The sequence below is a fragment of the Mycobacterium haemophilum DSM 44634 genome (assembly GCF_000340435.2).
Lineage (GTDB): Bacteria > Actinomycetota > Actinomycetes > Mycobacteriales > Mycobacteriaceae > Mycobacterium > Mycobacterium haemophilum.
Genome location: NZ_CP011883.2, coordinates 3132439 through 3147412 on the forward strand (window position 1 = coordinate 3132439; position 14974 = coordinate 3147412).

Genomic DNA, 14974 nt, shown 5'->3' on the forward strand with positions numbered 1-14974 from the left:
TAACCTGACCGCCGTGACTGGAGCTGCAAGCATCGGGTTGGCAACCCTTGCCTCGGACGGATCGATCCTCGACACCTGGTTTCCCGCACCGGAACTGACCGAATCGGGCACCAGCGCCACCTCACGACTGGCGGCGTCCGACGTTCCCCCCGAGCTGGCCGCGCTGATCGGCCGCGATGACGACCGCGGCACCGAGACCATCGCGGTCCGCACGGTCATCGGCTCATTGGACGAAGCCGCCGCCGGCGCTTACGACGCCTACCTGCGGTTACATCTGCTGTCGCACCGGCTGGTGGCGCCGCATGGGCTGAACGCCGACGGCTTGTTTTCGGTATTGACCAACGTGGTTTGGACCAATCGGGGCCCCTGCGCAATCGACGGCTTCGAAGCCGTCCGGGCACGGCTGCGCCGCCACGGACCGGTCACCGTCTATGGCGTCGACAAATTTCCCCGGATGGTCGACTATGTCGTCCCCACCGGGGTGCGCATCGCCGACGCCGACCGGGTGCGGCTAGGCGCTCACCTGGCGCCGGGCACCACGGTGATGCACGAGGGCTTTGTCAACTACAACGCCGGAACCCTAGGCGCGTCGATGGTGGAGGGCCGCATCTCAGCGGGCGTGGTGGTGGGCGACGGCTCCGACGTCGGCGGTGGAGCGTCGATCATGGGCACCCTGTCCGGCGGTGGCACGCAGGTCATTTCGATAGGCAAGCGGTGTCTGCTCGGCGCCAACTCGGGGCTGGGTATCTCACTGGGCGACGACTGCGTCGTTGAAGCCGGCTTGTATGTCACTGCCGGCACCAAGGTCAACACCCCGGACGGCAAATCGGTCAAGGCTCGTGAACTCTCCGGCGGCAGCAACTTGCTGTTCCGGCGCAATTCGGTGACGGGGGCGGTCGAGGTGGTAGCCCGCGACGGTCAGGGCAGCACGCTCAACGAAGCCTTGCACGCTAACTAACGACCGGACCCTACCAATGAATGCGCTCCTGCGATTTTGGCCGAAGTGGAACTATCCGGCGGCCGGGGTGCTGGGCATCACGAAAGCGCGCGGCGGCGTCCGCAGCGCACTGCTGACCCCGCTACCGGCCGCGCCGTGGGCCAGCTGCCCCACCGGCAGACCCCCCATCAGCGGGGCTGGCCCGCTGTTGGCCGCATGGCCCAGGCCGGTTACCGGCAAGCCGCGGACCGCCGGGGCGACCGCTTGGTTGGCCGCGTCCCAGCTTGGCGGCACTGACAATGAGCCGACCGACATGGCCCGCCCCAAGCCCGCAGACAGCTCCGGACCGCCCACGCCGACCACACCCGCCGCCCGGCCCAGTGCGCCGCCCACTGCCTGCGCCAACGCGGCAGCCTCGTCACCAACTGCTAGCACCGTATCTTCGACAGCCGCCGGGGCCGCGGGAAGGACACCCGCCAACATCGAGCTCGCCGTGTCGGCCATGGAAAGCACCGAGTCGACCATGCCACCGTTGTCACTAAGCATCGACAGCACGTTGCGCATCCCCATGGTGATGCCGATAGCCTGCTGGCCCAGGCCAGTCTCGTTGACGATCTCCGGCGGCGCTTCAAACGGCGTCGTCGCCGCCACCGCGGCCGCCGCGGCGTTCGCGTAGCCATACATCGCGGTAACGTCCCGGTCCCACATCTCGTCGTAGGCCGCTTCGGCGTCGGCTATCAATGGGGCGTTTTCCCCGGCGATGTTGGTCTCGGTCAACACCCGGACCAGGGTACGGTTCGCTTCGACGTCCTGCGGCGGCACCGTCATCCTGAACGCCGTCTCATAGGCGCCCGCCGCGGTCGCGATCTGGATGTCGGTTTGCTTAGCCTGCGCAGCGGTGACGTTTAGCCACGCCACATACCGCATGGCCGCGGCGGCCATCGACGCCGACGACGCGCCCAGCCACAACCCCAATGTCAGCTCCGAGATGATTGACTGAATCGAGGACGCCACCGAGTACAGATCGGCGGCAAGGCTATCCCAGGCCGCCGCAGCAGCCAACATCGGGCCCGCACCCGGACCGGAATACATCTTCGCCGAATTGACCTCTGGTGGTAACGCCCCGAAATCCATCAGTTATCTGCTGCGCTTGTTCTACCGGACAGGCCGGCAGGCATTGCCGCGCAAATCCCCCCTAGGTACAGCTTGATCAGACTATAGGCCAGATAACGCCTCGCAACCGAGACGCCTGTCTTCAATACCGCCAAAGGCCGCCCGGTGTCAACGTTGACAGCGGGCGGCCCTCAGGTGGGGTATTAGGTTAGGCCCAAGCGGAACCGACCGAGCGGTCGGTGTCGGCCATGTTGTTACCGGCGGCTTGCACCTTTTGGCCGTGGGCGTTGGCCTGCTCATAGATCATCTGGAAGTTGCGTCCCAGATCACTGATGAACTGCTCGCATGCCGCCGAGCCCTGGCCGCCCCAAAAGTCAGCGGCGTCGCGCACACTGGCCAGGATGGCCTGATGGGTGGCTTCCAACGACGCCGCTTGCGCGCGGATGGTGGCGCCGTGGGCGTCGATATCCCCGAACTGGTAGTTAATGCTGGACATGAGTTTTTGTGCTCCTCAATTGAGAAAGTGAATGAGAAAAGGTCGTGGACAGCAGTAGTTTTCGAGGCTAGCTGCTTTGCAGGATCTGCTGGGAGGCCTGCTCTTGCTGCTCGTAGCGGGTGGCGGCGGCACCTAGCTGGTCACGCACCTCGTGCAGCATGTTCACGATGTTGCGAAACGCCTGATTCATCTGCCCCATGGTGTCAAAGGACGTCGCCTGCGCGGTCCCGCTCCAGCCCGCACCCGCGATGTTCAGCGTCGAGGCCCACATCTTGTGCGACTCGTCCTCCACCGTCTGGCCGTGCACCTCAAAACGACGCGCCATATCCCGCATCGCGTGCGGATCGGTCATAAAACGTGCAGTCATGCTTTGTGTCTCCTTCAGTTGATTTCGTTAATTTCGTTGCGTTATGGGTAACACAGTTGCGAGCCGCAGCGGTTATCCGCCGGCCCAGGGGCGAGGCATTATGAAACTACGCGTTGGGGTCTTAAATACGGTGTTGACGGTGCCACCCATACCACCCATGCCGCCCATGCCAGAGGCCATAGGCGCCATCGGTACCCCCCCCATCAGCGGCGCCGACCCGCTTTCTACCGCGGTAGCCATGTTGCTGGTGAGCGGCGACAATGCGTGCATCGCCGGCGTGACCGCCTTGTTGGCCGCGCTCCAAGCTTCCGGCACCCGCAACGAGCCGACCAACGAGGCCCCCTTGCCCAAGCCGCCGGTCAACTGACTACCTAGGCCCGAGCCCAGCGCGCCACGCCCCATCGACCCGAAAGCGTTGCCCAGCGCCTGGCCACCTTCGGCCACAACTTCTGCAGCCTTCGCCGCCGCTGTGGGAACGACGCTCTTCATCATCGAACCCATGCCGTTGACCATCGACAGACCCGTGTTGGCCATCCCCACCTTGTTGTTGACCATCGAGACGACGTTGCTCATGGGCCCCAAGTGCTGTGCAACGCCCCCCCACAACGGCTTCGCCGCAGTCGACGAGAGCCCCAGAGCGACTTTGTTGGTGGCGACCCTGGACCCCAGTGGCGACGTCCCCACCCTGGACGTCCCCACCTTGGAAGTACCGAGCTTAGAAGTACCGACCCCCATGAGTTCGTCGAACTCCTCGACCCCGTCATTAACGAAGGAACCGAAGGACTCTTCGACCAGCCCGACCTCGTTGACCATCTCCGGTGCCGGCGTAAACGCCGCCGTCGACCTTGTCGCCGCCGTCGCCTCGAGCACGGCCGCCTGATAGGCCACCATCGCCTTTACGTCTTGCTCCCACATCGCGTCGTATTCGAGTTCCTTCGCCGCGATCAAGGTGGAGAATTGCCCGAAAAGATTGGTTACCTTCAGCGCCATAACCTGCGCGCGGTTCGCGTACACCGCCAGCGGGTGCACCGTCGCCGCTCGAGCCGTGTCGTAGGCGACCGCCGCTTCCTCGAGCTGGGTCGCGGTCTCCTCGGCGCTCGCCGCGGTCAGATCCAGCCACCGCACATACGGCATGATCCGCCCTGTCAATGCCTCCGACGACTCACCCCTATACGACTCCAATAGCTTGGCGAGCACTGACTCCAACCCGCGCGCCGCCACACCCAGCTCCTTGGCCAGAACAGTCCAGGCCGCGGCGGCGGCCCATATCGGGGCAGAACCCGCGCCGAGATACATCCGGGTGGAGTTGGTCTCGGGCGGCAACTCTGCGAAATTAAACATTCCGTTGCTCCCTTTTACTCGCTGGTAACCACTGGTGTGCAGCTAGCGACGTCCGCTAGAACCAAGAATCCACTTCGTCGAAGTCGTGCCCGTTGCGCATCTCGACGTCCACATAGTCAATCGCGCCATTCTCCAGGCTCGTGACCAACTTCTGGTGAATGACCGCGCCCCGAGCGGCATGTGCCTGATACTCCTGCCCGTGGTTGCTAAAGAACTGCGATAAATACTGTGACACGTCGTCGGCGGCCGGCGGAGGAATCACCGTGGTCACCGAGGCCGCCGCGACATTGGCTGCCACCGTGTTGGAACCAAGCAGCTCCAGCTGGCCAGCTGCTGTTGTCATCGCAAGTGGGTCTACATTCACAAGAAAAGACATGCGGTTCCTCCTCGAAACTCAAAGAATCCGAGCTACGGCACGGGGAAAGTCAAGCGACCCGGTCACCTGCGCTCCCCCTATCGACTGCTTGGTGGTGCGAACTGCGCTAATGATTACCTTTCGGCAACGTTTGCAACAGGTTAAATCCACCCGAACAACAGGAATCTAGGGTGCAAAGTGCACCCACCGGCCCGGCCGGTGGTGAGATCTTCCCAATTTTGCCTACCCGAAGGTGCAAAATGCACACTGGGCCGGCGATCGGCCGGCATCAAACTCCGCCGACAGAACCGCCGACAGAATCTAGGTGAACCGTCCGTCTAGCCATTGTTCACCTAAGGGGTCGACCCCATGCCGTTGACCATCGACAGACCCGTTTGCCACAGCCAACTAGCACCCACGAACGGATTGTGAGGTGGGGACTTGGGACTGCGGCGTCCCCTCCGTGGAAGTAGCGGTCATCCTCCGATTGAGCACGAGTTCGCCGGTCGCGTCGCGCTCCTGGTCCACCTGGCTAACGAAGAAATCGAGTGACTCTCGTAGGCCTGGCCAGACACGTCTGACCAGCCCGACGTCGCTGACCAGCTTTGGTGCTGCCTCAAACGGTAGCGTCTGCCCTATCACGTCGACCACTTGAGAGTGATAGGTAGCCATCGCTGTCGCGTTTTCGTCCCACATCCGATCGTAGTCGGCGTCCTTGTCCGCGATCATGGTGGAGAATTGCCCGAACCAGTTGAATGCCTTCAGCGCTATGGTCTGCGCGCGGTTCGCGTACACGGTCAGCGGCGGCACCGTCGTCGCGCGGGCGGTCTCATAGGCCTTTGCTGCGGCCCCGAGCTGGATCGCGATCCGCTGGGCGCTCGCGGCAGTCGTAGTCAGCCACTCCACATACGGCCCGACCCGCCTGGTCAGCGCCTCCGCCGCGACACCCCTAAACGACGGCAGCAACGTCTGGAGCACTGACTGCACCCCCTCCGCCGTGGTGCTTAGCTGGGTCGCCAGATCACTCCATTGGGTGGCCGCGGCTACTATCGAGCCAGCACCTGCACCGAAATACATCCGGGTGGCGTTAACTTCGGGTGGGTAGGCACTAAAGTCCAGCATCGCGTTGCTCCTTACTGCTGGCTGGTATCCAGTCGTGTGCAGCTAGCGACGTCCGCTAGAAGATCCCGAATTCGTTCGCGATGTCGGAATCGGCGTCCCGATACGCAAACGAGCCCGTCCGCAAGCTCTCGATAAGCTTCTGATGATTGTCCGCGGCCTGAGCGGCGTACCCGTGGTACTGCTTCGCCTGGTTACTAAAAAACCTCGCTACCAGCGCTGACACCTCGTCGCGAGCCGGGGGACGAACAGCGGTGGTCACCGGGTACGCCGCGGCGTTGCTTGCCGCCGAGGAGAAACCCATGGTCTGCAGCTGGCCAGCTGCCGCCTCCAGCTCGTCTAGGCGTGCGAACACAAAGGACATGTGGTTCCTCCTCGAAACTCAATGGATCCGAGCTACTACAGGGGAAAGATCACGCGACCTGGTCACCTGCGCTCTCCCTATCGACTGCTTGGCGGCGCGAACTGCGTTAATGATTACCTTTCGGCAACATTTGCGACAGGTTAAATCCACCCGAACAACGGAGACCAAGGGTGCAAAATGCACCCACCAAGCCGGCCGGTGGTGCGACCTTGCCAATATTGCTCCCATCCAAAAGTGCAAAATGCACACTAGGCCGGCAATCATCCGGAATCAAACTCCGCCGACAGAACCCAGGTGAACTAGCCGTCTAGCCGTTGTTCAATACGTTCTGATATCCGGGACCACGTGCTCCCGCTATCCACCATTAATACCGCTGATGGCAAGGGATTTTACGCTGGCGACGACGGTTGCGCCGCGACGGCCCAAGGGTGAAATGTTCCCCATTTGGCTCGACCCGAGGTGTCAATCTTCACACATCGGCCCTACAGTGTGCCCATGGCCAGGCAACGCCCGTCTCCACGAGTGCGTGAGCTGATCCGTGAAGGCGCACGGATCGCGCTCAACCCCAGCCAAGAGTGGATCGACCAACTTGATAGCGCTACCGTCACCGCCAACCCCGCCATCGCTAATGACCCGGTCCTGGCCAAGGTCGTTCGGCGCGCCAGCCGTGCCCATCTGGTGCACTGGGCTACCGCCAATTTGCGTGACCCTGGCGCCCCGGTGCCGGCCAATCTCGGCCCTGAGCCCCTGACCATGGCACGGGATCTGGTGCGGCGCGGGCGGGACGTGCTTGCGCTCGACATTTATCGAGTCGGGGAGTACACAGCCTGGCGACGGTGGATGGAGATCGCGTTCGAACTCACCTCCGACCCCCAAGAACTACGCGAAATGCTCGACGTGTCCGCGCAATCGATCAACGAGTACGTCGCGGCCACGCTGGAGGCCATCGCCGCGCAAATGCAACTGGAGCACGACGAACTGACCCGCAGCACCCACGCCGAACGACTGGAAGTTGTCGACCTTATTCTCGAAGGCGCCCCGGTCACTCAGGAGCGCGCCGAAGCGCGCTTGGGTTATCGTCTCAGCCCCACACATACCGCCGCCGTGATCTGGAGCGACGACCTTGATGGCGACCGTGGCTACCTCGACCAGGCCGCTGAAGCGTTCAGCCACGTCGTCGGGTCAGCGCAGCAGCTGATCGTGGTCGCCAGTGCCGCCGCTCGCTGGGTGTGGCTGGCCGAGGCGGTCGCCCTGGACGTCTCGGAAGTGCAGAAAGCGCTGCTCAACCTGACTAAGGCGCGTGTCGCCATCGGGACTAGCGCAGCCGGCATCGAAGGCTTTCGACGCAGCCATCTGGAAGCCCTTACCGCACAGCGCACCTTGGCCCGGCTGAAGTCGCACCAGCAGGTTGCGTTCTTTGCTGACGTGCAATTGGTCTCGTTGATCACCCAAAATCCAGCGGCCGCAAAAGAATTCATCACCAGCACGCTCGGAGATTTCGAGTCAGCCAGCCCAGCGCTGCAGCAGACGTTACTGACGTTCATCAATGAACAGTGCAACGCCTCCCGTGCCGCGAAACGGCTATTTACTCACCGCAACACCTTGCTGCGCAGGATCGAGTCCGCGGAAAAACTCCTCCCGCGGCCCCTCGACCACACCAGCGTCCACATTGCCGTCGCTCTTGAAGCTCTGCAGTGGCGCGGCGACCAATCCAACACCTCCGGCCCCCGCGCCGGTCGCAACGATGGCGTGCCGGCATAACCTCTGGGCGGGGTTATTTCGCTAGCACCCTGAGGATTACGGCTACAAACTCATAGATGCGGACGCGCCTCATGGGTGATCGGCGGCGCCTCCTCAAACGGCAGCACCTGCGACATTGCCGCGGTCGCCTCGTTTGCATACCGGAACATCACCTCGGCGTTCTGCACCCGGTACTGCTCGTATTCGGCCTCCATGGCCGTGATCGCCTCAGCATTTTCCCCGAACCGGTCGCTCGCGATCAGCTCCTGCAGCTGAGCGCGGTTCTTGGCAATCCGACCCGGTGCCACAATCTTTAGCTGCGCCGCGGCGTAGGCCTCCGCGATACAGAGCATCTGGTTAGCTATCACGCCGACAGAATTTATGGTGTCGTGCATCCATATTAGATAACCGTTGGCCGCCCGGGTCATCTCGATTGCCGCCGGACCCGTCCACTGCAGCAGCAGCCGCAACGCATCTTTAAAAGTACGCCTTGCCTCAACCAGCTCAAAATACACCTCGCGCCACGCCGCGCCTCCCACCACCAGCGAGGCGGGACCCGGGCCGCCAAGCAGGCTGGTGGCGTTGGCCTCCGGCGTTTGCGACGCAAAATGCGCCATTTCCCAGGCACCCAACGCTGCAGATTCAACCAACTCGACATTCCTTTCGACTGGTAACGATTGCTGTATTTCGTGTCGACGCTGCTGGGCTGGTGCCGCCGTCAGCGAGATCAGCCCAAGGTGTTGTCGTTGGCGGCCTCGGCGGTCGAATACTGTTTTGCGGCATTCGACATGCAGTCGGCAAACCGGCCAAGCATCCACTCGGCCCGAGCACTGATCTCCCGATAGTTCTCCGCGTGCGCGCCGAAGAATCGCTCCACCCGACGTGACACCACGTCGTTACCCGGGCCAGTAACAAAGGCCCGCTACACAACCTCGGCGGCCGCGATCGCCGGAGCATTTCGCGAACCGGTCGCGCGCGATCAGCTCCTGTAAACTGACTGCGGTTCCAGCCGATTACATGGCCACTCAATTTGGCGGTCCTTCATTAATTTCGCCTACGTCATAGATGTGGACGCGCCTCATGGGTGATCGGCGGCGCCTCCTCAAACGGCAGCACCTGCGACATTGCCGCGGTCGCCTCGTTTGCATACCGGAACATCACCTCGGCGTTCTGCACCCGGTACTGCTCGTATTCGGCCTCCGTGGCCGTGATCGCCTCAGCATTTTCCCCAAACCGGTCGCTCGCGATCAGCTCCTGCAGCTGAGCGCGGTTCTTGGCAATCCGATCCGGGCCCACAATCTTCAGCCACGCCGCATCGTAGGCCGACACGATCCGGACGATCTGCTTGGCGGTCTCCCCGACAAGATCTTTGGTGTCGTCCAACCACAATGCATAGCAGCTGACCGCCCGGATCATCTCGATTGCCGCCGGACCCGTCCACTGCAACGACCGGAACGCATCCTCAAAAGTATGCTTTGCCTCACATAGCCCGTAATACACCTCGCGCCATGCCTTGTGGCCGGCCTTTAGTGAAGCGGGACCCGGGCCGTCAAGCAGGCTGGTAGCGTTGGCCTCCGGCGTTTGCGACGCAAAATACGCCAGTTCCCAGGCACCCAACGCTGCAGATTCAACCAACTCAGTATTCCCTTCGTCAGCCCAAGGTGTTGTCGTTGGTGGCCTCGGCGGTCGAATACTGATTTGCGGCATTCGACATGCAGTCGGCAAACCGGCCAAGCATCCACTCAGCCCGAGCGCTGATCTCCCGATAGTTCTCCGCGTGCGCGCCGAAGAATCGCTCCACCCGACGTGACACCACGTCGTTACCCGGGCCAGTAACAAAGGTCCGCGGACCCGCCGCGGCATACACCGCAGCGGTGCTAGCAGGGATACCCCGCAATACATCAGCCGCTGCCGCCAGCGTCGCAGGCACTGCGGTCACAAAAGACATGCCAACTCCAGTCCTTCGCAAGGAACCCCAAGCCGATTACTTGGAGACGGGTATCAAGCACCGCCAGCGGTGGTGGCGCAAGCCAGTGGCCAACGATCGCAGCGATGCGACGGGCGCAATAGTTGATGTATATAGATTGAATTTGCCAGAACTGGCTTGCAGGCAGATTACACAGCGACGCATCGCCGCGCAACCGCACTCAAGCACAATAAACTGATCCTCGAAGACGCAAGTCACACCAGCAGGTCGCGTATTTTACTGATGTTCAATTAGTTTCGGCGATCACCCAATACCCAGCAACGGCAAAAGACTTCATTAGTTAGCCGTCGGAGAGCAACTGCTTCTTGAGGACCTTGCCCATCGCGTTGCGCGGCAGCGCATCCACAAAGCGGACCTCACGCGGCCGCTTATGTATCGAAAGCTGTTGGGCAACATAGTTAATCAACTCATCAGCACCGAGTGCCGCCGAGCCGACGACGAATGCGACGATCCGTTGGCCCAAGTCCTCGTCCGGCAGCCCGACCACTGCCACCTCCCGCACGTCCGGATGTCCGAGCAGCGCCGTCTCGATTTCGCCGGCGCCGATCCGGTATCCGCCGGACTTGATGAGGTCCACCGACTCGCGGCCCACGATGCGATGCATCCCGCCATTGTCGACGACCGCGACGTCACCGGTGCGGTACCAGCCGTCGTCGTCGAAGGCCTCGGCCGTCGCTTCCGGTCGATTCAGGTAGCCTCCGAACACGGTCGGGCTGCGAACCTGAAGCCTCCCAACGGTTTCCCCGTCGTGGGGTACCGGACCGCCGTTCTCATCAACCAGCCTGGTCTGCACGCCTGTCAGCGGCAGGCCCACCCAGCCGGCGCGGCGCTCACCGTCGGCCAACGTCGATAGGGTGATCAATGATTCCGTGCTGCCATACCTTTCGATGGGCTGGTGACCGGTGAGGTGCGCTAGCCGATCAAACACCGGAACCGGCAATGCGGCACTCCCCGACACCAGCAGCCGTGCGGGTCTTAACGCCTGGGCAACTGCCTCGTCTGCCACCAGCCGCGACCATACCGTGGGGACCCCGAAAAACAGCGATCCCCTGGCTTCAGCACAGGCTTGGGCATAGCCGGTCGGGGTGGGTTTTCCGGTGTGCACGAAGCGATTTCCAATCCGAAGCGATCCGAGCAAACCCAGTACCAGTCCGTGCACGTGAAACAGCGGCAATCCATGCACCAGAACGTCATCGGCCGTCCACTGCCAGGCTTGGGCGAGCGCATCCACATCAGCGGCGATCGCTCGCCGGCTCAGCGGTACCCCCTTAGGCAGCCCGGTAGTACCCGAGGTGTAGATCACCATCGCGGTGGCATCGGGTGACGGCTCGGGATAGCGGTGCCAGGACCGGGCATGCAGTCGGACCGGGATGTGCGGCAACCCCTCCGACGCCGAGTCCTCGCAGGGTGCTGGGCCCAGCCAGGCCTGTGCCCCGGAGTCGGCGAGCATGTGCCGGCGTTCGGCCACACCTATATCCGCGGGCACCGGGACCACCGGCACACCGGCGATCAGGCAACCGGTGATCGCTAGCACCGTCGACGTCGTCGGCGTGGCCAGCACCGCGACCAGGCGCGCGCCTCCGACGCGCTCAGCCACCGAGGTTGCGGCACCGACCAAATCGCTGCGGCTCAGCACGACGCCGTCAATGCGTACCGCGTCAGCGATGTCGGTGGCGGTAACGACGGACGGATTCAGCGATGCCAGCAACACGTGAGCAGGTTACCCGGGGTAGTGCAAGCTCGGTGCGAGACCGAGTCACGCCCGCTCGTCGCGGTCCCAGATCTCCATCAAGGTGGACAAGATCTCCTCGCCGCGGCCAAGCCCGGCAAGATGACTTTCGCCGGGCAAGTGAACCAGCTTGGCATCGGGCAGCCGGGAAACGACGTGCTCCCCATGGGAAAACGGAATGATGTGGTCATGGTCGCCGTGCCACCAGAGGACCGGGGTTTTCACCTCATCCAGCCCGAAACCCCAGTGGCGGGCGAACGCGATGACGTCAGCGAATGGCGCGGCTAGCTGCTTGCGGCTCCCGGTCAGCAAATCGTCGAGAAACATCGCCTTGAACTCAGGACGAGCCAGCAGGTGCCGGTCTGCTCGCGGCGAGAGCAGGCCATACACGTCGAGCGCGGGCGACGCGACCGGCCGAGCCGCCCGGATCAGCAGACTCGCACACACCCGCAGCGGGCCGCCGCCCATTTTCAGCAGCGGCGCGACCAGCACACCGAGGGCCATCGCACCGCCGCTGATCGCGTCTGGGCCGGTCGTCGGCGCCACGCCACCGAGCACGCCGGCCGCGACCACCCGGTCAGGCAACCGCGCAGCGCACGCCAGGGTGTAGGGACCGCCCCCGGACAGACCGGCGACGGCCATCCTGCCGATTCCGAGCGTGTCCGCGATCACCCGCAGGTCGTCGGCGAACGCGGCTATCGCCGGGTATTGATGCGGTGTCGACGCACCAATCCCAGGCCGGTCAACGCCGATCAGACGGATGTTGTGGTGTTCCGCGTAAACCCGGGCCTCGGTCGGAATCTGCCGGCGAGCACCTGGAGTTCCGTGCAGCCAGAAGACCGCGCGCCCCTGCGGAGCACCGAACTCGGCGAAGCCCATCTGGCGGTTGTTGCCGACGGCGATGTTTCCCTCAAGTTTGGGGCGGGCGATAGCGAGGACCATGCCGAGAGCTTCGCATGTGACAAGCCGCCACAAAAGTCGCGTCTGTGTTATTGGGGACGGCCCGGCCCGCGCGCGCTCACCGAGGCCCAGTTCGTGACGGACGATCGTTGTGCTGACCCGGCGTCGACGCGGTGATGCAGTGTGCTGTGTGCAGTGTGCACCATGGCGGGTTTGTTGGCTGCTGCGGTTTGGGGGAATCGCCCGTCGGCTGGGCCTGTCGGTGCATTGTGCACCATTGCGGGTTTTCGGTTGCGGTGGTTTGGGGGGTTTTACCCTGTCGCGGACGTTGCGTCGCGGTGATTATTTGAGTCAGTTCGACACCGGCAACGTTGCTGGTACGTACCGCGCAGAGGCCAAATCTCCTGTAGCGCACGCTGATACAGCAAGCAGTAGGAGGGTAAGAAAGATGTTGGATTTTGGTGTGTTACCGCCGGAGGTTAACTCCGCGCGGATGTACGCGGGTTTGGGTTCTGGCCCGATGTTGGTTGCTGCCGCGCAGTGGGACGGGTTGGCCGTTGAGCTGTTTTCTATAGCGCAGTCGGTTCAGTCGGTGGTATGGGGGTTGACGGCGAGCTGGTTGGGTGCGGCGTCGGCGTTGATGGCGGGAGCGACTGGACGGTATGTGGCGTGGCTAAGCCAGACCGCGGCTCAAGCCGAGCTGACTGCTAGTCAGGCCAAGGCCACCGCGGCCGCCTACGAGGCGGCATTTGCGATGACGGTGCCGCCGCTGATGGTTGCGGAGAACCGCGCGGAGAACGCGGTGCTGATCGCAACCAACTTGTTAGGGCAAAACACCCCAGCGATCGCGATCAACGAGATGCTCTATGGCGAGATGTGGGCCCAGGATGCGGCGGCGATGTATGGCTATGCGGGTGCTTCGGCGGCCGCGGCAAGCGCAACGACGCCGTTTGAGCAGGCGCCAGCGGTGGTTAATGAGGCCGGGCTGGGCCAGCAGGCCACCGCAACTGTCCAGGCCGTTGCTCAACACGCAGCCAGTCAGGTGATGAACATCGCGCCCCAGATGCTGCAACAACTGGCCACGCCCGGGGCCCAACAAGCCGCTATGCCCACCGAGTCCCCCCAGTTGTTATCGGCGACCAACTCGTCCGTGGCGCCGTTGAGCAGCGTCGTCTCGATGGTCAACAACCAGGTGTCGACGACGAACTCGGGTATGTCGATGACCAACACTATGGGCTCGCTGATGAAAAATTTCACCTCAGCGGCGACTAGCGCAGCTCAAACCGTGGCCCAAGACGGGGCCACAGCGGTGGAATCGCTTGGCAGCACATCCGGTTTGAGGGGTTCGGGTGTGGCCGCGAGCGCATTGCCGCTGACCAACAGCCTGTCCGGTGCCGCCGAAACCGGGTCGGCAAACACGTTGGGCGGGCTGCCCCTGGGGTAGCTGGCCTCCGGCATGGGCAGCGGCGGGGGTAGCGACTCGCTGCGCCTGCCATCGCGTGCCCTTGTGATGCCCCGTTACGTGGCTGCCGGATAGCAGTTGCGGCCGTGAGGGTTTGAGCCGCACCCGGGCGGGTCGGACCCATAACCTCGAGATCGTGGAGGACGAGGCCCGCAAAGATGTGGGCGTGGTCGCTGAACATCGCGGGCGCGGGCTGGAGTGGGACCGCGCAGGCGATCTCGTACGACACCATCGGGCGGATGGATCAGGCGTTCCGCAACATCGTGAACATGCTGCACGGGGTGCGCGACGAGCTAGCGCGCGACGCCAACAACTACGAGCACCAAGAGCACGCTTTCCAGCGGGTCTTGAGCAGCTCGCCAACCATTTACCTATCAGGAGAGCTATCACGATGATCAACTATCAGTTTCGGCGATATTGACGCCCACGGGGCCACCATCCGCGCCCAGGCCGCCTCGCTGGAGGCTGAACATCAAGCCATCGTGCGCGATGTGCTTGCGGCCGCGAACTTTTGGGGCGGCGCCGGTTCGGCGTCCTGCCAGCAGGTTCATCACCGATTTGGGCCGCAACTTTCAGATGATTTACGAGCGGGTTGGGTCTAACCCGCAACACTCTGGAGCCTGTTGCAGGATTGTGTAGTGCGCACCGGTGTCGCGGATTGGGGTGTTGGTGTTGGCGCGGTCGTCGGGCGGGTGCGCACGAATGTTCCAGCCCCGGCTCAAAGTGAGCGCCCCTATTATCGCGAACCATGCTGTGTATCAACAGATTTAATCGTCCTAGCCATCGCGCTCAAAGCAGGTCGGTTGACGATTCGCAAGCCATCACGCAACCGACCAATAGGGTGATTGCCGGCTCCCGGTACTCCTGTGGCCGATGTGACTATTGATCGCGTGGATCGCCACGTGAGGTGATCGCGTACACGAATCCGCACCAACCACCAACTAATCAGCCACGGCACGGCGTGCGTACATCAGTTACCAGCAGGATGCTTCATCCGGGCCCAGTTGGGAACGGTTAACTTCTGTAGAACGGCTGTTGCTCGGGCATTGCCGGAGCCTGGTAGG

General features: G+C 63.0%; 14 protein-coding genes and 4 pseudogenes. 5 read left to right on the forward strand and 13 right to left on the reverse strand.

What is annotated here, in order from left to right:
* Positions 1-4: 4 nt before the first annotated feature.
* A complete protein-coding gene (dapD, locus tag B586_RS14650; RefSeq protein WP_156166363.1) occupies positions 5-958 on the forward strand; it encodes a 2,3,4,5-tetrahydropyridine-2,6-dicarboxylate N-succinyltransferase in 954 nt (317 codons plus the stop codon).
* A gap of 51 nt (positions 959-1009) precedes the next feature.
* Here dapD and B586_RS14655 read toward each other — a convergent pair whose 3' ends face one another.
* The 7 genes from B586_RS14655 to B586_RS14685 form a co-directional block, all read right to left on the reverse strand.
* Positions 1010-2074, reverse strand: coding sequence for a PPE family protein (locus B586_RS14655; protein WP_082129417.1), 1065 nt, complete (start codon positions 2072-2074; stop codon positions 1010-1012).
* 184 nt (positions 2075-2258) lie between these two features.
* On the reverse strand, positions 2259-2546 hold the full coding sequence (locus tag B586_RS14660) for a WXG100 family type VII secretion target (protein ID WP_047314363.1): 288 nt from the start codon (positions 2544-2546) through the stop codon (positions 2259-2261).
* Positions 2547-2613: 67 nt separating this feature from the next.
* Positions 2614-2913 carry a WXG100 family type VII secretion target gene (locus B586_RS14665; protein WP_054879581.1) on the reverse strand — a complete coding sequence of 100 codons (300 nt, stop codon included), beginning with the start codon at positions 2911-2913 and terminating at the stop codon, positions 2614-2616.
* Positions 2914-2985: 72 nt separating this feature from the next.
* Positions 2986-4254 carry a PPE family protein gene (locus tag B586_RS14670; RefSeq protein WP_054879580.1) on the reverse strand — a complete coding sequence of 423 codons (1269 nt, stop codon included), beginning with the start codon at positions 4252-4254 and terminating at the stop codon, positions 2986-2988.
* Positions 4255-4309: 55 nt separating this feature from the next.
* Entirely contained in the window at positions 4310-4630 is a 321-nt protein-coding gene (locus B586_RS14675; protein WP_047314957.1) for a PE family protein, read from the reverse strand.
* Positions 4631-5017: 387 nt separating this feature from the next.
* On the reverse strand, positions 5018-5731 hold the full coding sequence (locus B586_RS14680) for a PPE family protein (RefSeq protein WP_054879579.1): 714 nt from the start codon (positions 5729-5731) through the stop codon (positions 5018-5020).
* Between the two features lie 55 nt (positions 5732-5786).
* The gene (locus B586_RS14685; protein WP_054879578.1) at positions 5787-6092 is read right to left on the reverse strand and encodes a PE family protein; all 306 of its coding nucleotides are present in this window, start codon (positions 6090-6092) and stop codon (positions 5787-5789) included.
* Between the two features lie 495 nt (positions 6093-6587).
* On the opposite strand from B586_RS14685, the gene B586_RS14690 reads away from it, so the two are divergent.
* Positions 6588-7853 (forward strand): Rv1453 family transcriptional regulator, encoded by a 1266-nt coding sequence (locus tag B586_RS14690; protein WP_054879577.1) that lies wholly within the window; start codon positions 6588-6590, stop codon positions 7851-7853.
* A gap of 50 nt (positions 7854-7903) precedes the next feature.
* Here the strand turns inward: B586_RS14690 and B586_RS14695 are convergent, their stop codons facing one another.
* The 6 genes and pseudogenes from B586_RS14695 to B586_RS14715 form a co-directional block, all read right to left on the reverse strand.
* Positions 7904-8482, reverse strand: coding sequence for a PPE family protein (locus B586_RS14695; protein ID WP_156406793.1), 579 nt, complete (start codon positions 8480-8482; stop codon positions 7904-7906).
* 77 nt (positions 8483-8559) lie between these two features.
* Positions 8560-8733, reverse strand: a pseudogene (locus tag B586_RS20320) (PE family protein); the annotation flags it as partial.
* Positions 8734-8891: 158 nt separating this feature from the next.
* A complete protein-coding gene (locus B586_RS14700) occupies positions 8892-9467 on the reverse strand; it encodes a PPE family protein (protein ID WP_054879575.1) in 576 nt (191 codons plus the stop codon).
* A gap of 16 nt (positions 9468-9483) precedes the next feature.
* The gene (locus B586_RS14705) at positions 9484-9780 is read right to left on the reverse strand and encodes a PE family protein (protein ID WP_054879574.1); all 297 of its coding nucleotides are present in this window, start codon (positions 9778-9780) and stop codon (positions 9484-9486) included.
* A gap of 319 nt (positions 9781-10099) precedes the next feature.
* Positions 10100-11530 carry an acyl-CoA synthetase gene (locus B586_RS14710; protein WP_054879573.1) on the reverse strand — a complete coding sequence of 477 codons (1431 nt, stop codon included), beginning with the start codon at positions 11528-11530 and terminating at the stop codon, positions 10100-10102.
* A gap of 45 nt (positions 11531-11575) precedes the next feature.
* The gene (locus B586_RS14715; RefSeq protein ID WP_054879572.1) at positions 11576-12490 is read right to left on the reverse strand and encodes an alpha/beta fold hydrolase; all 915 of its coding nucleotides are present in this window, start codon (positions 12488-12490) and stop codon (positions 11576-11578) included.
* A 406-nt stretch (positions 12491-12896) separates the two neighbouring features.
* Between B586_RS14715 and B586_RS22525 the strand changes: the two are divergent.
* The 3 pseudogenes from B586_RS22525 (at position 12897) to B586_RS20325 (ending at position 14549) form a co-directional block, all read left to right on the forward strand.
* Positions 12897-13985 (forward strand): annotated as a pseudogene (locus B586_RS22525) (PPE family protein).
* Positions 13975-14305, forward strand: a pseudogene (locus tag B586_RS14725) (WXG100 family type VII secretion target). The pseudogenes B586_RS22525 and B586_RS14725 overlap by 11 nt, the downstream one beginning before the upstream one ends.
* Positions 14302-14549 (forward strand): annotated as a pseudogene (locus tag B586_RS20325) (WXG100 family type VII secretion target). Before B586_RS14725 ends, B586_RS20325 begins: the two co-directional pseudogenes overlap by 4 nt.
* The last annotated feature ends 425 nt before the right edge of the window (positions 14550-14974 follow it).